The following is a 25,262-nucleotide window of genomic DNA, read 5'->3' as shown; positions in this document are numbered from 1 at the left end:
ACGGCGCCCATGTGCCTCAACCGGATGACACAGGCCGCGTCAGTCAGTCCAGCAGCGCGGCCAGCACGAACACTGCTGTGATCACGATGACGGGGACCAGGACGAGCGCCAGGACGCGCCCCGAGCCACCGCGTGCGGGCGGTTCCGGCGGGAGTGGGAGAGCGGGCGGCGCCGGGGCGAGGACGGCGGCCCCGCCCGGCCACAGCTCCTCGCCGCAGATCTCGCAGCGTACCCGGGAAGCGGGGTTGCCGTGGTGGCATGCGGGGCAGCGGGGACCGGGAACCCGCTTCCTCGGGGGCGGCTGCGCATCATCACCACCGTCGGGGGCGCCGTCCTCGTCACCACCGGGCCTGCGCAGCGCGCCGTCGTAGGACAACGACTCGTCCATCATGAACCTCCGCTCCGGATGGTCAGCGTGTACCCCACGCCGATCGGCAGCTCTTCCTCGATGACGGCCTTGATCTGCCGTTCGGACAGCCGGCCCGTGTGGTCCAGCACGACGCGCACCGTGTTGTCCGCCGCGGGAATGCGGTCGTCGGGTCCGAACACCCCGCCCGAGTCGGACACTTCGGCACGGCTTCCGGTCAGGGCGCCGAGCAGTGTCTCAAGACCGACGGCCGTGCCCCGCCTGCCGAGGTTCTCGCCGACCGCGCGGATCAGCCGCCGCTGGGCGGCCCGGCCCTCCTCGCTGTCGGCGACGGTCAGCGCCTGGAGCTCGATGCCCAGCCAGCTCGCCAGGTAGGCGAGCATCTCGGGTGACGCCAGCTCCATGTCCAGCATGTACTCGAGGTCGTCGAGGTGGTGCCCGACCGAGTCCACCGTCTCCTCGCACCCGAGGACGAACGCGGCGAGCAGCGGATCACGGACCATCACCTGCGGGAGCTGGGCCAGCAGCCAGCCGCTCACTGGCTCACCTCCACCGTGTGCCGGTCGGACATGAACAGTGCCCCGGCGGGGAGTTGGGCTTCCTGCCGGGCGTTCACCTGAGCCCGCTCGCCTCGCAGGTCGGTCTTGAACACCTCCACGGACCGCACGCCCGCGACGCCCGGAACCGCGTTGAGGACCGCGTACACGTCACCGATGGACAGCCCGTGGCCGAACGGCCAGCCACGGCCGTCCGGACCGCCGGTGACGGGGTTGATGAACGCGTACAGCGCCTCCTCCGCCTCCGAGCGGACCATGTCCGTCTGCACCGTCGAGGCCGCCCGCACAACAGTCCTGATCGAAATGCCCTGGTAGTACGGCTCCATGACGCGCACCTGCGTGGTCAGCAGCCGCCTGCCGCCGAGATGGCGCTGGATGTCCTCGACGACGTCCAGTCCCGGCTTCAGCTGGTCGATGTCCAGGGACCGGGGGGAACCGAAGACCTTCGGCACGACCAGCAGCCGCACCGGCCCGCCCGGCTTCTCGGGCGGCAGGCACCGGGCCCGCGCCACACCCGGCGCACCTTCGAGGGTGAGCCGCTCGAAGTCCCTCGCGGTGACCGCACGCCGGCCGCCGCGCAGCTCCAGCGGTCCACGGATCTTCGCGTTCTCCACGGTCTCGGCGTCGACGCCGCCGGTCGCGGGGTCGAGATTGCGTACGGAACCGACCTGGGGGACCGAGGTCAACAGCACGGTCAGCTTGCCGGCGCCGACGTTGCCCCGGCTGCCTCCGCCGTAGCGGTAGCCGGTGACCATGATCTGCGCGTTCTCCGGAGGGATCGCGCCGTGCTGACGGGTCTCACCGTTCCTGGCGGTGACCCTCGGACCGAACCGGATCTCGCCCGTGGCGCCGGACCAGGTGAAGATCCTGTCCTCAGGGCCGGCGCGGGTGAAGTCCCTGACCTCGTACCAACTCTCCGCCGTTCCACCGGTCCGGCCCGTCACCACCTGCACCGTCTCGTCGGGGGTACGCGGCAGGACCGGCGCCCGGCGGACGACGAAGCTCTGCCCCGGCCGGCCGCTGCTGGTACCCAGCAGCTCCGCGGGCGCCGCCTCCGCGTGGTGCGCCTTGACCACGCCACCGCGACTGGTGACCGTCAGCGCCTGCAGCAGCGGCGAGGACTCGTACGTCGGTTGCTTTTCGGACGACCGCCGCAGCACGCACCGGACCCAGTACGCCGTCACCGCGCCGACCGTCAGCTGCTCGTGGGCAGGGGCCAGCAGCAGGCTCACCCGACCCGTGGTGTTGAACCCGCCGCTGGTGTCGGCGAGCACGCGTGCCTCCTGCCATTGCCGGCCGTCCCAGCTCTGCCACACCCGCGGCGGACTTTTCGGGTCGACACCCGCGCCCCGGGCGTCCGCCACCGTCACATCGAGGCGCAGCAGATTGCCGGCCAGGCCCTGCCGGAAACCCAGATACAGCGCGTCGCCCTCGGCCGCCGACGGGAAGACCGCGATCCTCGCGGCGCCGGCGGCCAGCGCCGAGGTGCGGTCCTCGTCGCCGCCCCCGCTCCGGGTCCTGCAGGCGACGAGCTCCGGGGCGACGATCCTCAGATCCGATTCGGTCATGAAGACGATCTGATCGCCGGCGGTGTCCCGCTGGGTGCCGACCCGGGTGCCCTTGCGCACCACGATGGTGTCCTTCGCCGGACCGGTCAGTTCGAACAGCAGGCCGGTGCGGGCGGGAGTGGCCGAGTACAGGGAGATGCCCACGAGTTCGAGGAACTTCACGTACAGGCGGTCCGGCACCTGATTGAGCCGGTAGATGATCATCTCGGTCATCCAGGCGAACAGCTCGATCAGGGCCACACCGGGGTCCGACACATTGTGGTCGGTCCATTCGGGACAGCGCAGGGCGATCCGCCGTTTCGCCTCGTCGACGATGTCCTGGAAGGTCCGGTCGTCGAGGTGGGGCGCGGGCAGGGTCACGAGGTCGGCTCCTCACCGGGAATCACGTAGAAGGGATGGACCAGGTTGCGGTGGTCGTTGGTCGCCCGCACCCGGTACGACACCTCGATGCGGACCATGGACTCGCCGTCGCTCACGGCCGCCACGTCCTCGAGAACGATGCGCGGCTCCCAGCGGGCCAGGGCCTCCCGCACGCACTGCTCGATCAGGCCGAGCGTGCCGGAGTTCATCGGAGCGAACACCTGCTCCCACATGGCACAGCCGAAGTCCGGCCGCATCACCCGCTCCCCGGGTGCGGTGGAGAGGATCATGCGGACCGCCGCGTCGATCTCCTCGCCGCCCGCGACCAGCCGGACCGTACCGGCCGGGGTGAGGGCCGCGGGGAACGCCCAGCCGGATCCGATCAGATCGGTCATGCGACCACCACGTTCGGCGAGCCGCCGGTGATCAGCGACGGCGGGCCCGGAACGTCGAAACAGGTCACCACCTGGTCCTGCCCCCTGGCCAGCGGCTTGCCGTTCACGAGCACCGTGGGCGAGCCGGTCTGCACCCGGCCCTCGTCGGCCGGCTGTTTCACGAACCTCAGGCCCGGCGGCAGCGGCTGGTGCGGCAGGGTGTTCCGGGCGGTACTGCCCACCGTGGCCGCCGCACGGCCGTTGACGAGCACGTCGGGGGACAGGCCCGACACGAGCGTGCCGGAGAACGCGAGCAGCTGCGGAACCGGGGCCGTGCCCCCGCCGGGCGCCGGCACCAGCACGATGTGCGTGTCCTGCCCGGTCACCGGATCGCCCTCCCGGGCGGCGGGCTGTGGCATGGGTCGTGCCCTTCTGGTAGAGACCTGGTTGACGAGTCCTGGTTGACGAGTCCTGGTTGACGAGTCCTGGTTGACGAGTCCTAGTTGAGCCGGATCGGGTTGCCGGTGGCCTTGAGCTCGGACCGTGCGGAGACCTCGACCTCCGGTGCGCCGAGTACCAGCTTCTCCCCCGCCTTGATCTCGATCCGCCGAGCACTGATCGTCAGCGTCTGCTCCGCCTCCAGGGAGGACTCCGACTTCTCCAGCGTCAAGGCACAGTCGCCGTCGCCCAGGGACAGCCGGACGGAGCCGGCCGGATCGTCGGTGAACACCAGACGGTGGTCCTTACGGCTGACCAGCAGCCGCTCGGTGACCTTCCCGTCCCGGGTCGGTGCGGGTACGGGTGGCACATCGCCGCGGTTCCACAGGCCACCCAGCACGAACGGACGATTCCTGTCACCCGACTCGAAGCCGATCAGCACCTCGTCGTCCACCTCAGGCAGCCATTGCATACCGCGCTGCCCGCCCGCGCCCGGGGCGGCGACCCGGGCCCAGTTGCTCTCGTCCTCACCGGACAGCGTCGGGAACTTCACCTTCACCCGGCCCAGGTGCTCCGGATCGTCGTTGTTGGTGACCACTCCGACGGTCAGCCCCTTGCCGTCGTGCCGCCCCCCGACCGCTCCGGCGCCGTCCCCGCCGCTCCCGCTGTTGCCGCCGAGCAGATCGGCCAGTTCGCCCGCGTCCTTCGCCCCGCACGTGAAGCGCGTGGTGTACGGGCGGCCGCTGCCGTAGTCGTGTTCCACGCCCGTCACGCGGTACGTTCCGGACAGCCGGTTGCCCACCCGCTCCAGTTTCACCTGCGCTCCCGCCGCGATCAGCGGGTTGCCGACCGCCTCGCCGCGCAGCACCACCTCCGCCCCGGACGCACGCCACAGCAGTGACCGGGCGAACGCGTCGGCCTCCGCCTGGCTCGCCACCGGGACGTGTCCGGCTCGCCGGGACACCCGCCCGAAGGCCCTCCGCGCCGCGTCGGCCATATCGGCGGCGACAGGTGCGTCGGTGCCGTGGTCCGGGTCCGTGGCACGGCCGGTGATGGTCCGCTTGTCCACCGGGTCCCAGGCCGTGACGACGACCTCGTCACAGTGTTCGGCCGAGGCGCACCGGACGGTGAAGTCGAGCAGGTTGTCGCCCCAGCGCAACGACGGCGCCGTGGACCGGGCGGACGGGCGGCGCTTGAAGTGCAGCGTCCGGTCACCGACCCACAGGTCGAACCCGATCCGGTCGGCCAGCCGGCGCAGGAAGCCGTAGTCCGTCTCCCCGGCCTGCAACACGTACTCCCGGGTCTCGTCCGTGGCGTCGATGTCGGTGTCCAGCCCGTACTCGCCGGCGATGCGCGAGGCGATGTCCGCGTCGGACATCCGGGTGAAGCTGCGGGTCTTCGGCCCGCGCGTCAGACGATGCGTCAGATCGAGTCCCCCGAGGACCAGTTCGTGACGCCCGGACACACCAGGCGTCACCGATACCGATGTCACCTCGCCCGCGGTCACCATGACCGGGTCGCCGTCGGCGCGGAAGGCGATCTCGATGTGCGTGCCCGGCCGGAAGCGGTCCTCGTCGAACAGCTCGAAGTGGGCGTCGTCGAACCGGACGGTGAACGCGTCGGGGAGGTGCACCGACTCCTCCACCAGTACCCGGGTGATCCTGGGGTAGAGCGCCGCCGCGAGCGGCGCACCGTCCACCGTGATCACGACACTGTCGAGGCTGCGCTGCTCAGGCACGGCGACGCACCGGCTGCTCGGGGATCACCAGAGTGGTGCCCGCGGCCACCGCGAGCGGGTCGTGGATGCCGTTGGCCTCCGCGATCAACCGCCACCGCGCCGGATCGCGGTACCGTGCGGCGGCAATCCGGTCCAGGGTCTCACCCGTACGCACGACGTGGACCGAGTGCAGCGTCGGCGTGGACGACGTGGGGTTCTGCAACGGGTGGAGCCCCTCGTCCTGCCACTGCTTGAGAGTCATGTCGGCCTTCGCCCGCAAGGGTTTGCCCGTGCTCGCGAAGTACGTGAACCGCACCTGGAGCCGGTCGACGACGGCTCGGAACGAATGCAGGTCGCCCCAGTGGAACTTGACCCAGGGCGGCCGCCCGGACTGGCGGCCACGGTCGGACGACGGCAGGTCCGGGTCGACCTTGAGCAGGTCGAGCAGCCTGGAGGTGTAACGCGTGACGTCGGTCCCGGTGCGGGTGGTGTCGAACATCAGGGTGAGGGTCAGCGTGGCCGACTGCCCCGCCTGGAAGCGGAGGGCCGGTGCGTTGACGCCCTTGGCGTCGCCCGCCTGCCATGAGTTGGACTTGCTGATCGTCAGCTCCGCGGGGTTGAACAGGCACTCGATCCTCTCGCTGCTGCCCTCGACCTCGAGAAATGCCTTGGAAGGCTGGTTCATCGACTTCCCTTCAGACCGTTCGGACCTCAGAAGATTCCCGCGTACCGGCCACCACGCCGTTCGAGCTGGTGCAGCACTCGCTCCTCGATCGCGCGCACGATCTGCTCCGTCGAGGGTTGCCGGTCCGTCTGGACGGGTCCGCCGGGAGGGTGTCCGCCAGGAGCCTGTCCCCCGGGCGCGGCCGCAACGCCCGATGCCGTGGCGGTTCCCGACTCGGCCGGGAGCAACGACCGTTCCGTGGGAGCCCCGCCCTGGAACGCGTGGTCGCCTCCCGGCGAGGGCAGGTCGGCCGCGCCACGCGCCGCCGTCCTGTCCATGGTGGCCAGCGCGCGTTCCACCTCGTCGCGCACCACGTCACGAGCTGCGCGGGTGGCGGCGTCCACCAGCGCCGTGGCGCCCGCGGTCGCGCCACCGACCGGCAGACTGCTCGCGAGGCCACTGAAGCCGCTGAGGCCCCTCAGATCACCGGAGCCGTCGGTGATCGCTCGACGCATCGCTGCCCCCGTGGCCTGCGCCACCCGTTCGTCGGTGTCCGGCGCGCCGCCGGGCACCCGCAGGGAGAACCGTGGCCGGAGCACAGGACTGCGTGCGTGGCTCAGCTCATGGGCGAGCACGCCGACATCCGATCGGTCCGGTTCGGCCGACAGGTGCACGGTCGTCCGCGTGGTCGCGCCCCGCGCGCCGGCTGCCGCCAGGGCCGACCGGGTCGCGGGACCGCTGGTGTACGTGGCGGACGTGCCCCCGGTGAGCGCGCGGACCAGCGGGAGGAGCCGGCCGGGGAAGGCGCGGGGGGACTCCAGCGGCGAACGCGCCACCGCCGCCCGCCAGCGGGCCTCCGGGCTGCTCACCCGCGCCAGCCGCTCCTCGCCGGCGGCGCTCCTCGTGCTTGGGGCCGCCGCTGCCCGGAGGAAGGCGGCTACCGCGTACGTCGTCGGCGAAGCCGTTCCCTGAAGTCCCGGCACCGGCACGGACCCCGGTCCCGGCCCCGGCCCCGGTCCCGCTGGAGCCCGCCCGGGGGCCGAACTCCGGGCCACGCCCCGCACTTCGGAGGACATACCGGCATCCGGTGCGGCCGGAGCCCTCCCGCGCCCCGCACCCACCCGCGCATCGGACACGAGCCCAGCCCCCACGGCGGCACCGCGCCGACCACCGGGCCGCCCCGCCTCCGCCCGCCACTGTGGCGCGCCCTCGTCAGCAGGAGCCGCGCCCGGTCGCCGGCCGATGACGGTGCGCCGTCGGTGGGAGGTCAAGGGCAGCCGCCCGACCGCCACCGGACCGGCCGAAGCCACAGGACCGGTGAAGGGGGCCGATGCGGGAACAGTGCTCGCGGGTGATCCTGGGCCCGGCCGGGGCCGGATCGGTCCTCGCTGTGGTGGTGTCGGCACGATCTCGGGCGAGAAGTCGTCACCGGTGCGCGCGACGGAGGCTCCGCCGAGTACCCGCAGGTGCTCCACGCCACTCACGCCCCCGACCACCGGTCCCGCGTCGGCCGTCGCCCTCCGGGTGAGCGGTTCCCTGGCGGGGGAACTCCGGGCCGAGGCCGCCTGGGCCACCTGGTTCGGCGGCACCGGCGGTCTGCGACGCGTGGTGAGCAGGCCCCCTCGAGCGGCGTCCCCGGGCCGGAGCAATTCCCGTGAGGGGGTCGGGGACGAGACCGTCGAACGAGCCACGGCGGCTGCCCTGAAGCCGATGTGCCGGCGGCTCAGGAACAGGCGCCGGACCAGCACCCACCAAGGGGCACGCACCCGGAAGCCCGAGACGCCGAGTCCCGTCGCCCCGGGCAAGGTCCGACGGACCTCGACCGGGGCCAGGCCGGGACGCAGCGGCCGCCGGGCCAGTGAGGACCTTCGCCGGGGAATGCCCTCAACGGTGCCCCTCCATGGTGAAGCCACAGTGACACACCTCCAGTTCCTCGACGGCGAGGTCCCTGGACGTCGCGGCCAAGCGGGGGCCGGTCCACTTCACCGGGTAGGCGTCGACGAACTTCCAGGTCTGCACCGGCCGTCCCTGCGAGTTCTGCAGGGTGATCGCGCCGCTGCGTCGCTGGATCTTGTTGTCCGCCTTGGCGAAACCCTCACCGGAGCTGGCCGCGAACCATGCGAACAGGTTGTCCGCGTTCGTCATCCCCCGCTTGAGCACCAGATTGGGCCACTTCATCCGCCCCGGCAGTCGGTGCGTGTACTGGTTCTGTCCGCCCTCCGCGTACTCCTCGACCTCGATCGACACGGTCAGCCCGCCGACCTCGGTGAAGGCGCCGATCTCCAGCCCGTCGACGGTGAAGACGAACCGGCCGGCCCAGGGCGGGTCCATGGACCGGTCCTGGCTACCCATTCATGACCCCCTCCCAAGACCTTTCGTTGAGCGCGGCGACCTGCCGGAGGAACCGGATCCGGTCGCCGTGTTCGAGTGCGAGCAGCTCATCGAGGCTCCAGTGCAGGTGGTACGCCAGGTAGGTGATCTCCTGCCAGAGCTCGTCCTCCGCGTACCTGCCTAGCCCGCCTCCAGCAATGCCCGGGGGAAAGGGGCGCCCGGCTCCAGCTCTTCCAGTACCGATGCGTCACCGAAATTGATCACACGGTAGAAGTCCTGGAGGTAGGCGAAGTCGCTGGCGAACATGCGCTCCACCACGCTTGTGTTCACCCGGGGCAGCGTGCCCAGTTCGGTGATCACGCGGGCGAGCACGATCACAGTGCCGTAGGACTCGTTCTCCTTCACGCGCGGGTCGCGCAGCGGCTCGATCTCGTCACGGGCGCAGGCAAGCCGCATGACGCCGGTGCGGTGCAGCGTGCCTTCCTCGTCGACGTAGCCCTTGGGCAGCGTGAAGGGGTACTCGGTGTGCAGGCTCATTTGACGCGGACCAGGCCTTCGTGGGTGATGACGACCTTCTCGGTGGCGATGTCGTTGGCGCCCGCGTCGAAGTCGGCGCCGGTCCACTTCGACGGCCAGCCCGCGACGAACTCCCAGCGGGCGACGGTCTCGCCCTTGGAGTCCTTCGCGAGGATGGCGCCGTTGCGGCGGCCCTTGTCGACGTCGCCCTGGATGATCTCCTTGCGCCAGTTCCACAGCACCTGGGAGACGTCGATCCGCCGCTCCAGGGTGATGTCGGACCACTTCATCGCGCCCGGGTGCTTCCGGATGATCATCTTGCCGTCCTGGTTGACCTCCTTGTACTCGATGGTCTCGGTCTCGGACTCGATGCCGGAGACCTTGCGGAAGCTGCCGACCTCGACGCTGTCGATCTCAAGGACGAACGTGAACGTGGTGAGCAGATCAGGCATGTCTTCTTCCTCCATCCACTGGGAACCGCCTGCCGGTCATGTCATTCACTGGTGGTGGCGCCGCCCTGCCACTGGCTGATCCGGAAGATCACGTACTCGGCGGGCTTGACCGGCGCGACTCCCACGTCGACGATCAGCTTGCCCTCGTCGATGGAGCTCTGCGGGTTGTTGGTGTCGTTGCACAGGACGAAGAAGGCCTGCTCCGGGGTGGAGCCGACGAGTGCGCCGCGCATCCAGAGGTTGTGCAGGAACGCGCCGATGGTGCGGTTGACCCGGCCCCACAGGTCGGCGTCGTTGGGCTCGAACACCACCCACTGGGTCCCCAGGCGGATGGTCTCCTCGATGTAGATGAAGAGCCGTCGCACATTGATGTAGCGCCAGCTCTGGTCCTGCGAGGCCAGGGTGCGGGCGCCCCAGATGCGCAGGCCGTTGGCGCCGAACGAACGCAGGCAGTTGACCTGCTTCGGGTTCAGTTTGTCCTGCTCACCCGTCGTCACCTCGGTCTCCAGCCGGGCGATGCCCCGGATGACCTCGTTGGCGGGGGCCTTCCACACGCCCCGGGCGCCGTCGGTGCGTGCCCAGACGCCGGCGATGTGGCCGCTCGGCGGGAGCGTGAGGAATCGCTCACCGTTGGTGGCGCCGGGCCGCGCCTTGGGGTTGGCCACGACGACGTGCGGGTAGTAGGCGGCTCCGAACGCGCTGTCCACACCCAGCCGTTCACGCCACCCCAGCGCCTGTTGGGCGTTGAGGCCGGGGGGCGAGTCGAGGATCGCCATCATGCTCCGCCGCAGCTCGCACCAGTCGACCAGCTTGCGCTGCGCGGCGAGATACTTCTCTTCGTCGACGGTTCCGTCGGGCCGGCGGCACACCGTGATGAGGTCGGGGATCGCCACGATGGACACGTCCTCGGCGATGGCGAGGCCCTCGTACCCGGTACGCGTCGTCTCCGAACCCGCGAGATCCGCGGGGGTGGCGGTGATGGCGGCGGGAGCGGCGGACGCGCTCGGCTCGATGACGTACACACCCGGGGCCGGGATGCGCTCGGCGGAGGAGAGGCCGGGGATGCTGCGTGTCTCGACGCGAATGAGTTCGGACCCGTCGTTGATGACCCTGCCGGCGTTCTGGTTGCCCTTGCCGAGGCTGAGGTTGGGGAAGTGCTCCTCGATCGTGCCGCCACGCACCACCTTGACGGTGAACTCCTGCGCCGCGCCCTCGGCCGGGGGCTCGGTCTCCACGACGACTTCCAGGGCGGCGGTGGCGTCCAGTGCCTCCACCACCAACGACTCCGCCTCCGGACGCCCGACGGCAGGCAACGCGCGACGCGGGGCGGGGGTGTCGGCGCCGGTGGGGATACGGACGATGTAGCAGCTGCTCCCGCCGTTCTCGAAGAAGCCCTTCACGGCGTGCGGCAGCACGATGTCCGGCGCGAAGCTCCCATAGACCCGCTCGTACTGCGGCCAGCTGGTCACCAGCTGCGGCTTGACGCCCTCGGGATCGGTGGAATCACCGTTCTTCCTGTCGTACTTCTCGGTGAACCCGACGAACGCGGCGACGGCGGTGCCGACGCCTTGTAGCGGCATGGAGCCGCTGACCTGCTCCTCGACGTAAACGCCGGGGGCACCCCCCACTACCATACGTTTGCTCCTGTTCTCGGTCCTGGCTACGACCGGCCGAAGAAGCCGGTGAGGACATCACGTTGGTAACCCAGGCCACCGGCTGCCTGGCGTGCCTTTTCCTTCTTGCTGTTGCACTCCCGGCACATGCCGGTCAGGTTGTCATCCCAGTTGTTCCATTGCGTGCGGGCCTGCTGGTTGGAGTTCCTGCCCGCGTTAGTGTTGGCGGTGTGCGATGGGTCACCGTTGTTCCAGTGCTCGACCACCTCGTACTTGTGCTCGACCTGGATCTCGACCGCGACGTACTTCCGCTTGCTCTCGGGGTCGGTGAAAGTCGCGCCGCTGACCAGGTGCGGGATCGGTTTCTCGTGGTCCATCCCCAGGCACATGTACGAGTTGCGGTGGCTGGCAAGCACGGGATCCTCGGCCGCTTCCTTGGTGTAGACCTTCTTCCACTCCACCATCTGGTCGGTGTAGTCAGCACGTCGCGACTCGTATCGGTTGACGCGGCCGTAGTAGTACGCGCGGATGTCGATATCGTCCGGGATTTTCCCGTTGACCACTTCCGGATCGTCCCGCAACACGCGGACGTCGAACTCCTTGCCGATCTTTTTGAGTTCGGCGGCCACGGCCTCCAGGCGCCTTCGCACGCGAGCCATGTCTTCGTGACCGCGCCGTATGGCGCCTTCGTCGCCGTGGTCGATCGACCGGCGGGCATCGAGCTCGGCTCCTTCCTGGGCGTCGACGTGCTTGCGGATCTCCTTCAGCTTGTTTTGCACCCGCTGGTTCCCGGCGATGTGGGGGTGCTGGACGCCGGCATCGATCTTCGCCAGGAGCGTTTCCCGGGTGGGGGAGGACATCTCCAGGATGAGCCTGCCGTTGGTTACCCGGCCGAAAAGGGTGTGCTGGTGCCCCTCCAGTTCGAAGTGGAACGTCTGTTCGGGAATGTCGGCCGGGCCGGCGGCATCCGCCTGGTCCGTGGGCTGCGCACCGCTGCCGCCCAACGCGTTCAGCGCCGCCGCCCCCAGCCGCATCGCCTGGTCGAACAGCCAGTCCAGCGCCTGGTCCACCAGTTCCCGGAGGCCCTTGATGATGTCGACGACCTTCTCCGGGACGTTGCCGATGCCGACCTGGTTGGCCAGGAAGCCGATGGCGATCGGGACCGCGTCCGCCAGGCCGCGGGTGACCCTGTCCGCGCCGGGCTGGATGTCGCCGCGGGCCACCTGGGCGATGGTCCGGGTGTACTGCTCGACGATCCGGAGGATGTCACGGACGTACTCGATCGCCGACTGGACCGCGTTGAAGAAAGCGACGCAGCTGTTGACGACCGCCATCACGCCGGTCGGGTCCAGCATGGAGACCAGCTTGGCGGTGGCGCGCTGGACGACCTGGGTCATGATCCAGTCGGTCGCCATCCGCAGCACCGTGTCCCACAGGCCGCTGAGCTTGTCGGCGACGTACTCGTAGACCGCCGCCACACCGCGCTCGCGGACGTCCTTGAGGAACGCCCACGCCCCGGTGAGGTGGTCGATGCCGGCGCGCAGCTGGGCCACCCGCTCCGGGCCGATGCGCTCGCCCAGCTTCTGCCACAGCGTCTCCGCCCCGACGCCGAGCACCTGCATCGCCAGGTCCAGGACAGCCCCCGGGGTGAGCTCCCTCGGCAGGGTGATGCCCAGCTGCCCCAGGCCCCGCAGCAGCCAGCTGCTCAGGCCCTGGAGCAGATACGTGCCGATGCCGTCGAGGAAGCCCAGGAACCCGGTCTTCAATGCCTGGAGCATGTTCAGCAGGAACCGCACCGGGTCGCGCTTGATGTCCTCGATGGCGGACATGGCATTGCCGATGATGTCGCCGACCAGGTCGGACGGGAAGTTCATCAGTTTGATGATCAGCGTCACCACGACTTCGAGCACCACACCGGCGAACTCGACGAGACGGGACACCGGCTCGCCGAACTGCCGCAGGATCCGCTGGAACGCGCCGACCGGGTCGAGCAGGTCGTCCAGTGACAGGCTGTCCCAGATGCCGCGGAAGGTGGTGACGACCAGGTCGGCGGAGATGCCGAGCCTGCCCATCTCGCCCTCGATCCGGGCCGCCGCCTGGCCGATGACCCCCGATTCGGCGAGCTGGTCGTAGGTGGCGTCGCCGCCCGGCAGCAGCGTCACGAAGCCACGGATCAGGTTCTCCGCGGTACGCGGGACCCGCTGCCCGGTGAACGGGTCCTGGCCGATGACCACGGTGAGCAGCGGGAATCCCGTGATGTGCCGGGCCCGCTCGCTCAGCGGTCCGAGCAGCGACTGCTTCACCAGCTCCAGGGCCTTGCCCATGATCGTGGCGGCGAAGGCCGCGATCCGCCGCACCAGCGCGACGGCCCGCGCGGCCAGACCCGGCAGTGTGTCCAGGAGCCGCGGCAGATTCTGCGGCTGGATCGCTTGCCAGGCGTCGGTGAACAGCTGGACCAGCTCGTCCTTGACACCGGCGAACGTGGCGAACTGTGTGTCGAGCCAGTCGGCCGCCTGCTGCAGGGTGCCACGCTCGCGCAGCTGCTCGAGCGTCTGTTCCCTGCCGATGAGCTTCAGGAAGTCGGCCAGGATCTCCACGGTCGGGGCCGTGACCGGGGTTCCGTGCAACGGGTCGTGGTGCAACACCTTCTTGGCCAGCTCCCACACCGGCCGTACCTCCGGCCGCTGCAGCAGTGGTTCGGCCACCTCGGCGACGACCGATCGCACCACCTGGATGACCTGGTCGACCAGTTCGGAGACCGCGGCACGCGCATCGGCGAGAAGGGCGTCGACGTGCCGCCGAACGGTCGCCACGTTGCCGTCGATGCCGGCTGTGACCGACAGTTCGTCCCAGGCCTTCCCGATCTCGTCGACGATTCTGTTCAGCGTCAGATGGTGCGCCGTGAGCCGCGTCTGCACGGCGTCGAGCACATCGTCGATGACGTCGATGCCGCGCAGCAGCCGCCCGGTCGCCTCACCGAAGGGGCCGAAGGTCAGTACCGACTCGACCAGTTCCTCGGCGCCTGCCCGCACGGGACGGTGGGTGATCGGGTCCGTGCCGATGACCTGGGTGAGCATCGTGTAGCCGGGGATCGCGGACACCGCCGCCTTCACACCGTCCAGGATGAAGTCCGGTACCAGGTCGTCGAGGAGGGACGTCTCGCCCGCGCCGTCCCGTGCCGCCTCCACCGGACTTTCGGCCGCCCGCTGGACCACGGGAGCCGCCGGACCCGGGGGATCGGCCCGGCCGGCCGCGGTGGCGTGGTGACCCGGCGCTCCATGCGGCCGTGGACCTGCGTCCCCCGACTCCCACTCGGCCCGCAACCGGCGCGCAGTGGCGTACGCGACCTGCTCGTCACGGTCCTGCGGTTCGCTGACCAGCAGCCCCGGCGCGGCCGCCCGCCCCTGCACCGCCCCCGTGGACTGCTGCAGCGTATGCGTCAGTTCATGTGTCAGAAGCTCGTACCCGTCGGGCGTAGACGGTCGGTACTCGCCGGTGTTGAAGAAGATGTCCTGACCGCTGGTGAACGCACGGGCCCCCAACCGCGTCGCCAACGCGGCCGCCTCGCCGTCGTCGTGCACCCGCACGTCTCCCAACGGCTGCCCGAACCGGCCCTCCACATCGGCCCGTAATGCGGCGGGCAGCGGATTGCCGCCACCCCTGAGGGCGTTGATCCGCTCCGCGACGTCGGCTCCTGTCTGCGGCGCCGTGTCCGCGGTTGCCAGCAGCCGCGCGAACATGGCGTTGCCGCCGGCGGCCGGCAGCACGGCCCCGGCCGGCTGAGCGGACGCACCGCGCGTGAACAGGCCGCTCACCGCCCGCATCGAGACGACCGGCGCGGCGGTGGCACGCACGTCGGCACCTGTCGGTCGCACATCTGCGACACGCTCAGGCGCTGACGACAAGCGGCGACCAACCGGCACCGGGTCAGTATGACCGTCATCACATCCGCTTCGCAGAGGTTCTGGTGGCCGGATCCACGAAAGTTGCGCATCCGCACCGCCACGCGCCCCAGGGGTGCCTGATCACTCCCCTTGCGCGCCGGCCTCCTCCGCATGCCCGGCGGCCAGTTCGCGTTCACCGACCAGTGCGCGGTCCGGCATCGTGTGGGTGCGCATCACGTAACGGTGTACGTCATGAGCGGCCTCCACCAGCACGGCGGCGTCGACGGTGGCGGTGACCAGCACATCGAGTCCGGGCTTGAGCTGGCCTCCGAGGGCGGACCAGAAGTCCGAGTTGTCACGTCCGTCGCCGGCCGCGACCTGCACGGACGGAAGCGGTCGCAGCTCCGACAGCCCGTCGGGCAGATGACCGGCGCCGATCTCGCCGTGCAGCAGCAGCGCCGACAACACCCGTCCGAGCAGGGAGTGTTCGTCGCGCACATCACTGGTGAAGGCCGTGATCAGATATCGGCAGTCGACCCTCGGCAGCGGGCGGCGCCGGTGCTTGCGCCCCTCGGCGTCGACCACCATGTCCATCCCGCCCTCACGCTGCTCGAGGTTGCGGCGTACGTCCCACAGATAGAGGTTGACCGTCGGTCTCCCCGACGTCCGCGCCGCCCAGTCACGGTCCGGCGCGTCGAACGCGATCGCGATGTCCCTGCCGAGGGGCACCTCGGCCCGGAGGAACGACTCCAGGGCCCTGTCGAGAAGGTCAAGCAACGGAATTCCCGCCCCTCACTCGTGTTCGGCGCCCACCAGGTCGAAGTACTGTCCGAACTCCGCCTCGGTGCACAACCGGCCGATCTTCTGGAACTCCCTGCGGAGTGCGAGGACGACCCGCTCCATCGTGATCGGTCCGTCGTCGCCCGCCGCCCGGAACGCGGCTCCCAGTGCGGCGTTGCGGATGATGCCACCGGTGATCCGGAACTGCCTCGCCAGGAAGTCCAGGTCCAGCTCCGAGACCGGGGCCGGGCCCGGGAACGCCCGTTCCCAGATGCGCCGGCGGTCGACCTCGTCGGGTGCTTCGAAGCCGACCGCCACCGAGATGCGCCGCAGGAAGGCGTCGTCGATGTTGCGCTGCAGATTCGTCGCCAGGACGACGATGCCGTCGTACGACTCAAGCCGCTGCAGCAGGTAGGCCACCTCGATGTTCGCGTAGCGATCGTGCGAGTCGCTCACCTCGGACCGCTTGCCGAACAGTGCGTCGGCCTCGTCGAAGAACAGGACCAGGTCCCCCGCGGCCGCCGCGCCGAAGATGCGCTCCAGGTTCTTCTCGGTCTCCCCGATGTACTTGCTGACCACCGAGGACAGGTTGACCTTGTACAGATCCAGCTGCAGCTCACCCGCGATGATCTCGGCGGCCAGCGTCTTTCCGGTGCCGGACGGTCCGGAGAACAGGGCGACCACGCCCGTGGACGGGAGCGGCGAGAAACCCCACTCCTGGTAGACGAGGGACCGCTGCCGGTGCCGTGTCACGATCTCGCGCAGCCTGCTGGTCTGGTCGGCCGGCAGCACGAGATCCGCCCACCCGCGCTGCGGGCTCACCCGGACCGCGAGCCGGTCCAGATGACCGCCGGCGAGACGGCGGATGCCGGCCGACAGGTGCGAGATCCGCCCTCCGGCCGCGGCGGCCACCAGGTCGAGCTGGTCGCGGGTCAGCCGTACACCCGTGGCCGGTCCGGTTCCGAACGCGGCCGCCCAGTCCGGCGCGTCCGCCATCCCCGAGTCGACGCGCAGCTCGGTGAAGCCTCGGCGCGGCAGCAGGTCCAGGGGCAGCTCCGTGCCGGAACTCAGCACCCAGGTCAGGTGGTCGGCACGGTCGACGCGGTCGCGTACCTCCCCGTCCGGTGGCCCGGCCAGTTCCAGCACGACGGCCAGTCCCTCGACGGTGGCCTCCCGTACCAGCGCCTGCCAGGCCGTCGGGCCGGACGGCACAGAGCTGATCAGCATGCCCTGTCCCGGTCGGTGGCCGGCGACCGCGCGTAACCGGCTGGCCTCGTCCGGTCCGGACACCAGCAGCAGCTCGGGCGCGGCCGCCGGGAGAGCGCCGCCCGGTACACGACGCGTTCCGGGCGGCAGTCCGGGATCGGCCGTGCCGTCACCGGTCAGCGCCCAGATCACCCGGCCGGCGGGAGCGAGCATCCGGTTGCCCCACGGCCCCTCCGCACCGATGTCGACGAGGAACGCGGTGACCGGACGGGAGCCGTGCGCCGCCGCGTCCACCGAGCCGAACATGCGGGCCACCGTCGACAGGGTCAGCCGCGGCAACTGCACACTGTCCTGTACGTAGGACACCAGTTTCATCCGCGCCGGGGACATGTCCACCGCACACACCACCGCGAGCAACTCCGCTTCGCCCGGCGTCAGTCCCGCCCGGCGTACGAGCACGGCGAACGCGTCGTCACCGGTCAGCGACTCGGTGAACAGCGCCCTGGCGGCGGCGAGTTCGGGCGCGAGCTTCTCACGCACCTCACGCGAGACTGAGGCGTCGGGGCCGTTGAGCCCGGGAAGCGTGCGCAGCACCCGGTCCAGGTCCTCGTGTGCGACGTAGAGCCCGGCGAAATCGCGGGGCACGAGCCCTTCACCGACACGGCAGACCAGTGCTTCACGCTGCAGAAGCGTGTCGGCCAGCACCTGCCAAGGCGGCGCACCCACAGACTCGTCCGCCGGAACCACTCCCCTGCAGCCCGCCCCCGACCAACGTCGGCGTCATCGTAGCGCTTGACCAGGGGCGGACACCGGAGAAGAACGGATATGCGCTACCGGGGGATCCGGGACCCCTCGCGGCCCTACCCTGGCGGCATGCCTCGCTTCTCTGCAGAGCAGATCTACGCTTTCGCCCGGCAAGCAGGTTTCTCACCCGACCAGGCCACCACCATGACCGCCGTCGCGCTGGCCGAGTCCGGCGGCGACAGCCGCGCCCACAACCCGGTCGGGGAGGACAGCAGAGGGCTCTGGCAGATCAACGCCCGGGCACACCCGGACCTGGCCCAGCGGTTCGACCTGTACGACCCGGTGGACAACGCCAGAGCGGCGTTCCTCGTGTCCCACCAGGGCGACGACTTCTCCCCGTGGACCACCACGCACCACGGACCCTCCGCGCGGTACCTCCGGTTCCAGGAGGAGGCCCAGGCGGCGGCCGTGGCGCACGGGGACGGAGCGGGTCGTGGCGTGTGGACGGGCACCACCGGGTACGGCGACCGCCGCAGTGCCGGCGACGACGGCGGGGGGCAGTCGTCAACGGCCGTGCCCGGCGCTGACCCCGGACAGCCGGCACCGTCCGGCCCCGGCTCCTCCTCCGGGCAGCCGGCGCCGACCCCTGCCGTCGCCGAGGGCACCACGGCGAGCACCGGTCCGGCGGCCCAGCAGGCCGCGACTCCCGACCGCCGGGGCGCCGAGTACGGCATCCCGCTGGAGAACGGGGATCCGGCGGCGGGCAGGGAGTACGGGCTGCCCGTGGAGACCGGCGCCGGCCCCGGTCAGCCCGGCGGGCCCGCCGGCGGAGAACCACCGGACGGCTCCCCGGCCGAGCCGGAGACCGGAACGGTGGCCCCGGCACAAGCGGTGGACGGCGACAAGGTGGCCCGGTTCGTCGAGGCGGCGCTCGCGCAGAACGGGGACCGGTACGTCTACGGGGCCGAGGCTCGCCTCGACGCGGAGGACCCGACCGCGTTCGACTGCTCCGAACTGGTGGAGTGGGCCGCGCACCAGGCCGGGCTGTCCATCACCGACGGCGCGCTGGGGCAGTTCCGGCAACTGCACGATGCCGGCACCACCATGTCGGTCGAGGAGGCCGTCCGCACCCGAGGAGCCCTGCTGTTCAGCTTCTCCAGCGATCCGGTCACCGGTGAGCCCACCGGTCAGCACGTCGCGATCAGTCTCGGCGACGGGCACACCATCGAAGCGCTCAACTCCCGTGCCGGGGTGGGCGTCTTCGAGGCCAGCACTCGCCGCTTCAACTACGCCGCGATGATCCCTGGCACTGGCACCGGCGGTGGCAGTGGCAGTAGCGGGGGCAGTGGCATGGCTCCGGCCGCACCCGCTGCGGACTCCGCCGCGGCTGCCGCCGCCCAGGAGCCGGCACCCGCGCGGAACGACGGTCAACAGCCCCCTACCGCCCCGGCCCCGACCGAACCGGCGCCCACCGCCCCGGCGCCGACCGTGCCGGCCCCCACCGAACCACCTCCCACCGCCCCGGCCCCCGCCGGGGCCGACGACTTCGGCAGGCGCCTGGCCTCGGACCCCGACCGACTGGACCAGGACACGCTGGCGGCCAGCCTGGAGTTCACCGGTCCGACCGCGCCGATCATCCCGGCACAGGACGCGGCGGAGCGAGCCGGGGAGCCGTACGCGCCCGAAGCGGCGGACCACGCGTTCACGGGAGACCCCGGCACACACGGGTTCGACGACGGCCTGCACGCCACCGTCGTCCCGGTCGACCTCGGTGCCCACCCCGGGCCCGACACGGACGGCGGCCACGACGCGGTACACGGAGGGCACTGACACACCGTGGTGACAACCGATCAGCAGGCGCGCCGGCTGCTGGCCGCGGCCATCGGCGAGGCACACCGCAACGGCAGGCCCGACCTCGCGGCGCGGCTCGCCGCCGAGGCACAGCAGCTGAGCTCGGGCCCTTTCCAGGTACTGGTGGCCGGAGAGTTCAAGAAGGGCAAGAGCAGCCTGGTCAACGGACTGGTCGGGGTACCGGTCTGCGGCACCGACCCGACCGGGTTCACCACCGTTCCCATTCTGGTCGGCCATGCCACCACCCCGCGCGCCGCCCTGATCACCTCGGTGGAGGGCGAGGCGACCACGCCGGCCGATCCCCGCGAGGTCGCCGCCTTCTCCACCCAGGGGGCCGACGGCGCCGGACGCAAGCTCGCGGCGATCGAGGTCGGCCTGCCGCGCACGCTCCTGTCCACCGGACTCGTCCTGGTGGACAGCCCCGGCCTGGGCGGCGGGTTCTCCTCGGCACAGGCGGCCGCCGCCATGCGGGCGGTCTCACTGGCCGACGCCGTGCTGGTCGTCTCCGACGCGAGCCAGGAGTACACGGCGGCCGAGATCGACTTCCTCCGGCATGTGATCCGCACCTGTCCGAACACGCTGTGCGTGCTCACCAAGACGGACCTTTACCTGGACTGGCGGCGCATCCTGGAGATCAACCGCCGCCATGTCGCGACGGCCGGACTGAGCGTGGAGATCGTGCCGGTGTCCGCCCGGCTGCGGGAGCTCGCCCTGGACGCGCAGGACGCCGGGCTCAACGCCGAATCGGGGTTCCCCGTCCTGATCGACCGGCTGCGCTCGCGGCTGGCCGGCAGCCGGGCCTCGGCGTCCGGCCGGGCGGCAGCGGCGGTGACCGACACCATCGGCCAGATCGCGCGCACGCTGTCGGCTGCCGGGCAGCCCGAGGACCGTCTCCGCACCGAGCAGGCCCGACGGCGCGCCGCACAGCTGGGCGCACCGACCGCACGGTGGATGAACATGGTCAACGACCGGTTCGCCGACATCGGCTCCCGCGCCCGCAACGAACTCCAGGACCGGATGCTGCGGCTCGAACAGGAGGCGGTGGCGCGGGTCAACACCCTCGACCCCATCACCCAGTGGGACGCGTTCGTGCCCTGGCTCTATCAGCGTACGAACGAGGAACTGACCGACTGCCACCACCGCACTCTCGCGGCGATCGACGAGGTGGCCGCCGAGGTGGCGAAGGCGTTCTCCGACGAGTCCGGGGAGGTCCTGCGGGGCGCCGGCGGCGCGGGACCGGCCGGAGTCGGGGAGAGCGTCCGGCTCGGCACACCGACCACCAAGGCGGCGGGCCGGATGGAAGTGGGGATGCAGGCCGCTCGCGGCTGGTCGCTGAGCAGCTCGGTGGTGACCACCCTGCTGATCACCACGCTGCACCCGGCGCTGTGGGTGCTGCTGCCGGTCACCGCCGTGTTCGGAACGGTCTTCGCCGTGAAGTCGGTGCGCGACCAGAAGGCGGCCAGGGTGGAGCAGTCCCGGCGGGAAGGCGCCACCGCCGTGGCCACCTACCTCCGCCAGCAGCACGCCTGCGCCGGCAACGCCGCGGCGGACCTGATCCGCAGATGCCAGACCCGCCTGCGCGACTACTACCTGGACCGTGCCGCCGAACTGCGGGAGACCGCCGAGCGGAGTGTGCTGGCAGCCGCCTCCGGTTCCCCGGCGACGACGGCGGAGGGGCTGGACCGCGTCCGGACGCTGCTCGAATCGGCGCAGACGGTGGCCGCCCGCTCCGGATACGTGGGGAGGCAGCGCGCGTGAACCTGACGGCGCGAGTACACGACCTGCTCGGCGAGGCGGCCCGCGCCTACCGGGGCCGCCCCGGTGAGCAGGCGGTCCGGGCGGTGACGGCGCACCTGGCGGAACCCTTGAAGGTGGCGATCGCCGGCCGGGTCAAAGCGGGCAAGTCGACGCTGCTCAACGCCCTGGTCGGGCAGCAGGTGGCGGCGACCGACGCGGGTGAGTGCACCCGCATCGTCACCTGGTACGGCTATGGCGACCACACTGCCGCCTGGGCCGACCCGACGACGGGTGAGCCGATCCCGCTGAAGGCCACGGTGCCCGTCGTACTGCCCCCTGGGGCACCGGTCGCGGACCTGGCCCGGCTCCGGATGGAACTGCCCGCCCCGTGGCTGGCCTCGATGACGCTGATCGACACGCCCGGAACGGGTTCGCTGGCGTTCACGGCCGGAGCCCGCACCGAGCGGTTCTTCGCCCAGCAGTCCGACGGGGGCACCGTCGACGCCGTGCTGTATCTGATGCGTCAACTTCATTCCTCGGACGTCGACTTCCTGCGTATGACGGCCGACGCGACCGCCCACGGCGGCAGCCTCGTCACCGCGCTCGGCATCCTGTCCAGGGCCGACGAGATGGGCGGTGGGACCGACGAGGCGCTGGACCACGCCGACCGCATCGCGGCCGACTACCGCCGCAACAGCCGGATCCGCTCACTGGTGCACACCGTGGTGCCGTTGGCGGGACTGCTGGCCGAGGCGTCCGGGACGATGGACCCGGACGAGTTCGCCGGTCTGCGCGCACTGGCCGGGGCGGGCCACGCCGCCACCGCGCCCTTGATGGTGTCCACCTCGCGTTTCCTCGACCCCGCACGGCGCACCGTCGTCACCACCGCCGGACGGGAGGCGCTCCTGCGCAGGCTCGGCCTGTACGGGATCCGCTTCAGCCTCCGTCTGCTGCGGGACGACCCCCGCCTCACTCAGGAGCAGTTGTGCGGCGCGCTCGCCGAGCACAGCGGACTCACCCGGCTGCGCACGCTGCTGACCTCCCAGTTCGCCGAGCGCCGTGATGTACTCAAGGCCGAATCCGCGCTGCGGGTGATCGACGCGGTGACAGGCTCGGACGGCATCCCCGCAGCGGGCGCGCTCCGGCGGCGTATGGAGGAGATCCGCGTCAACGCCCACGAGTTCACGGAGATCCGGATCCTGTCGGATCTCCGTACCGCCCGCATCCGGGCGAAGGCACAACTCGCCAGGATCGAAAGGGTCCTGGGTGGCGAGGGCACCGATGTCACCACGCGTCTGAACCTGCCGGTCACCGCCTCGCCCGCCCGGGTCCGCGAGGCGCTCGATGCCGAACACGCCTACTGGGGCCGCCTGGCCCGCCACCCGCTCACCAGGCCCGACCTCGCCCGTGCGGCCACGGTGGCGCTGCGCAGCTGCGAGGTCCTCGCCGCCCGGCACCAGGTGACGGGCTTCTCCTCGTAGTCGTGCGGGAGCGCCGGGAGGGTGGTGACGGGCGAGCCGATCGCTCATGTCGTGCGGTTCTGGAAGGCGACCACCACGACCAGCGCCAGCACGGCCAGTACCAGCCCCACCACGACGAGCGCGCCCAGCCCGCCGCGGCGGGTCCCGCCGTCCCTCAGGGTGTCGACGGTGACCGTCTGGCCCTCGATGACGATGTGCACCCTGGTGTCGGTGGCCGCCGTGAGGCCGGTGCGCTCCAGGTCGGCGACGACCGACAGCTCCGGGCCTTCTTCGGGGGCCATGGCGGGGGTGGGCGCAGGCGCGTACGGGGTCCTCCGCACCTCCGCCTCGCGGTGCCGGGGTGCCGCGGCTATCGCGGCGCCGAGACTGACCACGTGCTTGCTGTGCGCATCGGTCCTGACGGAGATTCCCAGCTCGCCCTCCAGCAGGCGGGTCACCAGGGGAATCCGGCTGGACCCGCCGACCAGCAGCACGGCGTCGAGCTGGGCCGGGCTGACGCCCGCCCGGTCGAGCACATCGGCGAACACACCGATGGTGTCCATGATCATCGGCTGGATGAGCGCTTCGAAGCCGGCTCGGGTGATGTCCACCTGCCGGGTGACCCCCGGCAGCCGGACCGGGACGACCACGTCCGAGAGGCTGGAGAGGGCCTCCTTGGCCCTGATCACATCGTCCATCAGCCGTAGCCGGTCGGCCTCGTCCGTGGGGTCGTCAAGGTCGAACCGGTCCGTGACGCCGGCCGCCTCCTGGACGTGCTCCATGAGCAGATCGTCGAAGTGGATGCCTCCCACCAGGTCGTTGCCGTCCGGCTCGCCGTAGATCTCCACGCCGGTCTCCGACTTGCGCACGACGGTGGCGTCGAAGGTGCCGCCCCCGAGGTCGTAGATGCCGATCAACGCACCGGGGCGCACCGGCACGATGCGCTGCTGGGACACGTAGAACGTGCCCGCGGCGATGGGTTCGGGCAGGAGGCCGACGTCACCGAGTCCCGCGATGGAGGCCGCCTGGATCAGGGCCTGCCGACGGTGGTCCTCCCAGCCGGCCGGGTGGGTGAGGACGACGTGGCCGGGCCGGGCGCCTTCGAGATCGGAGACGGTGTCCAGAACCCAGCGCAGCAGATGGCCGGTGAGCTCGTGGGGCTCGTGATTCGTCCCCCCCGTGATCACCGGAGAGGATTGGCCCATCAAGGGCTTGAACCGCTGGGCCATGCGCGCCGGATCGGTGGCACCCCTGAGCCAGGCGTTGTCCCCGACCAGCAGCGTTCCGTCCCTTTCCCAGTACAGCACCGAGGGGACGAGGTCGGATCGGTGCTGCTGCCCGAGCGGCACCGTCTCCGCACGGCCGTTCCGCCACAAGGCGGCGCCGGTGAAGGTGGTCCCGAGATCAATCCCCAGAGGAAACATTCCGCCCTTTCATCGGACCGAAAAAAACCGGAAGTTGGCCCAGTATGCCTGCTGGAGTGGCATCATCTTGTCGTGAGCGTGGGGGGCGCACCAGAGCCGGGTTCATGACGGCAGAGACTCTCAGGTAGCCGCGAAACGCTGATCAGTTCTGCCCGCACGACTGCCGCACCGCATGACTGCCGCACGACTGCCTGAAAACAACGTCACTGGCGAGGTACGAGGGGTTCACATGGCGATGCCCGCCGACCCCGGGACGATCGACGCGTCCTGGGTGCAGCGCCGAGTCGACAGCCTGATCCACAATATCGAACAGGTTGTCCACGGGAATTCGCAGGTGGTACGCAACGCCGTGGTGTGTCTGCTGGCCGAGGGGCACCTTCTCATCGAGGGTGTGCCCGGCGTCGCCAAGACCACCCTGGCCAAAGCGATCGCGCATTCGATCAGCGGCAGGTTGCGCCGCATCCAGTTCACTCCCGACCTACTGCCCTCGGACGTCGTCGGCGTGAATATCTTCGACAACGGCAAAAGGCAGTTCGAATTCCACAAGGGGCCCGTCTTCGCGAACATCGTGCTCGGCGACGAGATCAACCGGGCTTCGCCGAAGACCCAGTCGGCATTGCTGGAGGCGATGGGCGAACACCAGGTCACGGTCGACGGTGAGACCTACGATCTCCAGCCCCCGCATTTCGTGATCGCCACCCAGAATCCCTACGACCACCAGGGCACCTACACGCTGCCCGAGGCCCAGCTCGACCGCTTTATGATGCAGTTGCGGCTGGGATACCCCTCCCCGGAACAGGAGGCCCGGGTGATCGGGGACGCCATCGCACGGCGACTGCCCGAGCAGCTCACCGCCGTGACCAGCATCGCCGAGCTTTCGAAGATGATCCAGGTGGCCCGCAGCGCGCATGTCGCGGACGTGGTGCGCTCCTACATCGTCACCGTCGTCGGCGGCACCCGCGCGCTGAAGGAGAAGGTGCGCCTCGGCGCGAGTCCGCGCGCCAGCAACGCGCTCGCCATGGCCAGCCAGGCCAGGGCCACCGTGGCCGGACGGTCCTATGTCACCGCCGACGACGTCAAGGCGATGGCCCATCCGGTGCTGTGCCATCGCATCATCCTCACCCCGGAGGCCTCCATCAAGGGAGTGACCGCGACCGCCGTCGTGGACGAGATCCTCGCCTCGGTTCCGGTGCCCCAGTCACCGGCAGGTCTGTGAGCG

General features: G+C 70.6%; 21 protein-coding genes. 4 read left to right on the top strand and 17 right to left on the bottom strand.

Annotated elements, in window-relative coordinates; translation table 11 throughout:
- Positions 1-43: 43 nt before the first annotated feature.
- From IH00_RS0126390 to IH00_RS0126315, 16 genes are all read right to left on the bottom strand, one after another.
- Entirely contained in the window at positions 44-391 is a 348-nt protein-coding gene (locus IH00_RS0126390; protein WP_158827937.1) for a zinc finger Ran-binding domain-containing protein, read from the bottom strand.
- Positions 388-906 carry a hypothetical protein gene (locus IH00_RS0126385; protein ID WP_031077816.1) on the bottom strand — a complete coding sequence of 173 codons (519 nt, stop codon included), beginning with the start codon at positions 904-906 and terminating at the stop codon, positions 388-390. The genes IH00_RS0126390 and IH00_RS0126385 overlap by 4 nt, the downstream gene beginning before the upstream one ends.
- The gene (locus tag IH00_RS0126380) at positions 903-2,852 is read right to left on the bottom strand and encodes a putative baseplate assembly protein (RefSeq protein ID WP_031077814.1); all 1,950 of its coding nucleotides are present in this window, start codon (positions 2,850-2,852) and stop codon (positions 903-905) included. The genes IH00_RS0126385 and IH00_RS0126380 overlap by 4 nt, the downstream gene beginning before the upstream one ends.
- A complete protein-coding gene (locus IH00_RS0126375) occupies positions 2,849-3,247 on the bottom strand; it encodes a GPW/gp25 family protein (RefSeq protein WP_031077812.1) in 399 nt (132 codons plus the stop codon). Before IH00_RS0126375 ends, IH00_RS0126380 begins: the two co-directional genes overlap by 4 nt.
- On the bottom strand, positions 3,244-3,645 hold the full coding sequence (locus IH00_RS0126370) for a PAAR domain-containing protein (RefSeq protein WP_031077810.1): 402 nt from the start codon (positions 3,643-3,645) through the stop codon (positions 3,244-3,246). Before IH00_RS0126370 ends, IH00_RS0126375 begins: the two co-directional genes overlap by 4 nt.
- A gap of 80 nt (positions 3,646-3,725) precedes the next feature.
- Entirely contained in the window at positions 3,726-5,402 is a 1,677-nt protein-coding gene (locus IH00_RS0126365) for a VgrG-related protein (RefSeq protein ID WP_031077808.1), read from the bottom strand.
- Positions 5,395-6,066, bottom strand: a complete 672-nt coding sequence (locus tag IH00_RS0126360; protein ID WP_031077805.1) for a CIS tube protein — start codon at positions 6,064-6,066, stop codon at positions 5,395-5,397. The genes IH00_RS0126365 and IH00_RS0126360 overlap by 8 nt, the downstream gene beginning before the upstream one ends.
- A gap of 26 nt (positions 6,067-6,092) precedes the next feature.
- On the bottom strand, positions 6,093-6,914 hold the full coding sequence (locus tag IH00_RS0126355; RefSeq protein WP_031077804.1) for a DUF4157 domain-containing protein: 822 nt from the start codon (positions 6,912-6,914) through the stop codon (positions 6,093-6,095).
- 1,015 nt (positions 6,915-7,929) lie between these two features.
- Complete coding sequence (locus IH00_RS0126350; protein ID WP_199819814.1) at positions 7,930-8,376, bottom strand: phage tail protein; 447 nt, start codon at positions 8,374-8,376, stop codon at positions 7,930-7,932.
- Between the two features lie 13 nt (positions 8,377-8,389).
- Positions 8,390-8,575 (bottom strand): DUF6760 family protein, encoded by a 186-nt coding sequence (locus IH00_RS44285; RefSeq protein WP_078887986.1) that lies wholly within the window; start codon positions 8,573-8,575, stop codon positions 8,390-8,392.
- The gene (locus IH00_RS37700) at positions 8,557-8,913 is read right to left on the bottom strand and encodes a hypothetical protein (protein ID WP_039947441.1); all 357 of its coding nucleotides are present in this window, start codon (positions 8,911-8,913) and stop codon (positions 8,557-8,559) included. The genes IH00_RS44285 and IH00_RS37700 overlap by 19 nt, the downstream gene beginning before the upstream one ends.
- Positions 8,910-9,344, bottom strand: coding sequence for a phage tail protein (locus tag IH00_RS0126335; protein WP_031077797.1), 435 nt, complete (start codon positions 9,342-9,344; stop codon positions 8,910-8,912). Before IH00_RS0126335 ends, IH00_RS37700 begins: the two co-directional genes overlap by 4 nt.
- Positions 9,345-9,385: 41 nt before the next feature.
- Positions 9,386-10,978, bottom strand: coding sequence for a phage tail sheath family protein (locus IH00_RS0126330; RefSeq protein WP_031077795.1), 1,593 nt, complete (start codon positions 10,976-10,978; stop codon positions 9,386-9,388).
- A gap of 26 nt (positions 10,979-11,004) precedes the next feature.
- Entirely contained in the window at positions 11,005-14,811 is a 3,807-nt protein-coding gene (locus IH00_RS39050; protein WP_052411651.1) for an eCIS core domain-containing protein, read from the bottom strand.
- 171 nt (positions 14,812-14,982) lie between these two features.
- A complete protein-coding gene (locus IH00_RS0126320) occupies positions 14,983-15,618 on the bottom strand; it encodes a Pvc16 family protein (protein ID WP_063835443.1) in 636 nt (211 codons plus the stop codon).
- Between the two features lie 15 nt (positions 15,619-15,633).
- The gene (locus tag IH00_RS0126315; protein ID WP_199819813.1) at positions 15,634-17,472 is read right to left on the bottom strand and encodes an ATP-binding protein; all 1,839 of its coding nucleotides are present in this window, start codon (positions 17,470-17,472) and stop codon (positions 15,634-15,636) included.
- A 228-nt stretch (positions 17,473-17,700) separates the two neighbouring features.
- Here IH00_RS0126315 and IH00_RS43455 point away from each other — a divergent pair, with 228 nt between their 5' ends.
- The 3 genes from IH00_RS43455 to IH00_RS0126300 are packed head-to-tail and all read left to right on the top strand — an operon-like array spanning position 17,701 to position 22,640.
- Entirely contained in the window at positions 17,701-19,401 is a 1,701-nt protein-coding gene (locus tag IH00_RS43455; protein ID WP_199819812.1) for an NlpC/P60 family protein, read from the top strand.
- Positions 19,402-19,407: 6 nt separating this feature from the next.
- Positions 19,408-21,180 (top strand): dynamin family protein, encoded by a 1,773-nt coding sequence (locus IH00_RS0126305; RefSeq protein ID WP_031077783.1) that lies wholly within the window; start codon positions 19,408-19,410, stop codon positions 21,178-21,180.
- A complete protein-coding gene (locus IH00_RS0126300; RefSeq protein ID WP_052411649.1) occupies positions 21,177-22,640 on the top strand; it encodes a dynamin family protein in 1,464 nt (487 codons plus the stop codon). Before IH00_RS0126305 ends, IH00_RS0126300 begins: the two co-directional genes overlap by 4 nt.
- A 44-nt stretch (positions 22,641-22,684) precedes the next feature.
- Here IH00_RS0126300 and IH00_RS0126295 read toward each other — a convergent pair whose 3' ends face one another.
- A complete protein-coding gene (locus IH00_RS0126295; RefSeq protein WP_052411648.1) occupies positions 22,685-24,043 on the bottom strand; it encodes an Hsp70 family protein in 1,359 nt (452 codons plus the stop codon).
- A 229-nt stretch (positions 24,044-24,272) separates the two neighbouring features.
- Here IH00_RS0126295 and IH00_RS0126290 point away from each other — a divergent pair, with 229 nt between their 5' ends.
- Positions 24,273-25,259: an AAA family ATPase gene (locus IH00_RS0126290; RefSeq protein ID WP_039947439.1), complete on the top strand. Its 987-nt coding sequence runs from the start codon at positions 24,273-24,275 to the stop codon at positions 25,257-25,259.
- The last annotated feature ends 3 nt before the right edge of the window (positions 25,260-25,262 follow it).

Source organism: Streptomyces sp. NRRL S-118, from assembly GCF_000716335.1.
Taxonomy (GTDB): domain Bacteria; phylum Actinomycetota; class Actinomycetes; order Streptomycetales; family Streptomycetaceae; genus Streptomyces.
Note: the sequence above shows the minus strand (reverse complement) of the source record. Positions and strands in the feature narration are given on the sequence as shown.

Bases quoted from the DNA above. Each gene is read 5' to 3' on its own strand.
- IH00_RS0126390 (WP_158827937.1), bottom strand. From the start codon at position 391: ATGATGGACGAGTCGTTGTCCTACGACGGCGCGCTGCGCAGGCCCGGT.
- IH00_RS0126375 (WP_031077812.1), bottom strand. From the start codon at position 3,247: ATGACCGATCTGATCGGATCCGGCTGGGCGTTCCCCGCGGCCCTCACC.
- IH00_RS0126370 (WP_031077810.1), bottom strand. From the start codon at position 3,645: ATGCCACAGCCCGCCGCCCGGGAGGGCGATCCGGTGACCGGGCAGGAC.
- IH00_RS0126360 (WP_031077805.1), bottom strand. From the start codon at position 6,066: ATGAACCAGCCTTCCAAGGCATTTCTCGAGGTCGAGGGCAGCAGCGAG.
- IH00_RS0126350 (WP_199819814.1), bottom strand. From the start codon at position 8,376: ATGGACCCGCCCTGGGCCGGCCGGTTCGTCTTCACCGTCGACGGGCTG.
- IH00_RS37700 (WP_039947441.1), bottom strand. From the start codon at position 8,913: ATGAGCCTGCACACCGAGTACCCCTTCACGCTGCCCAAGGGCTACGTC.
- IH00_RS0126335 (WP_031077797.1), bottom strand. From the start codon at position 9,344: ATGCCTGATCTGCTCACCACGTTCACGTTCGTCCTTGAGATCGACAGC.
- IH00_RS0126330 (WP_031077795.1), bottom strand. From the start codon at position 10,978: ATGGTAGTGGGGGGTGCCCCCGGCGTTTACGTCGAGGAGCAGGTCAGC.
- IH00_RS43455 (WP_199819812.1), top strand. From the start codon at position 17,701: ATGCCTCGCTTCTCTGCAGAGCAGATCTACGCTTTCGCCCGGCAAGCA.
- IH00_RS0126295 (WP_052411648.1), bottom strand. From the start codon at position 24,043: ATGTTTCCTCTGGGGATTGATCTCGGGACCACCTTCACCGGCGCCGCC.
- IH00_RS0126290 (WP_039947439.1), top strand. From the start codon at position 24,273: ATGGCGATGCCCGCCGACCCCGGGACGATCGACGCGTCCTGGGTGCAG.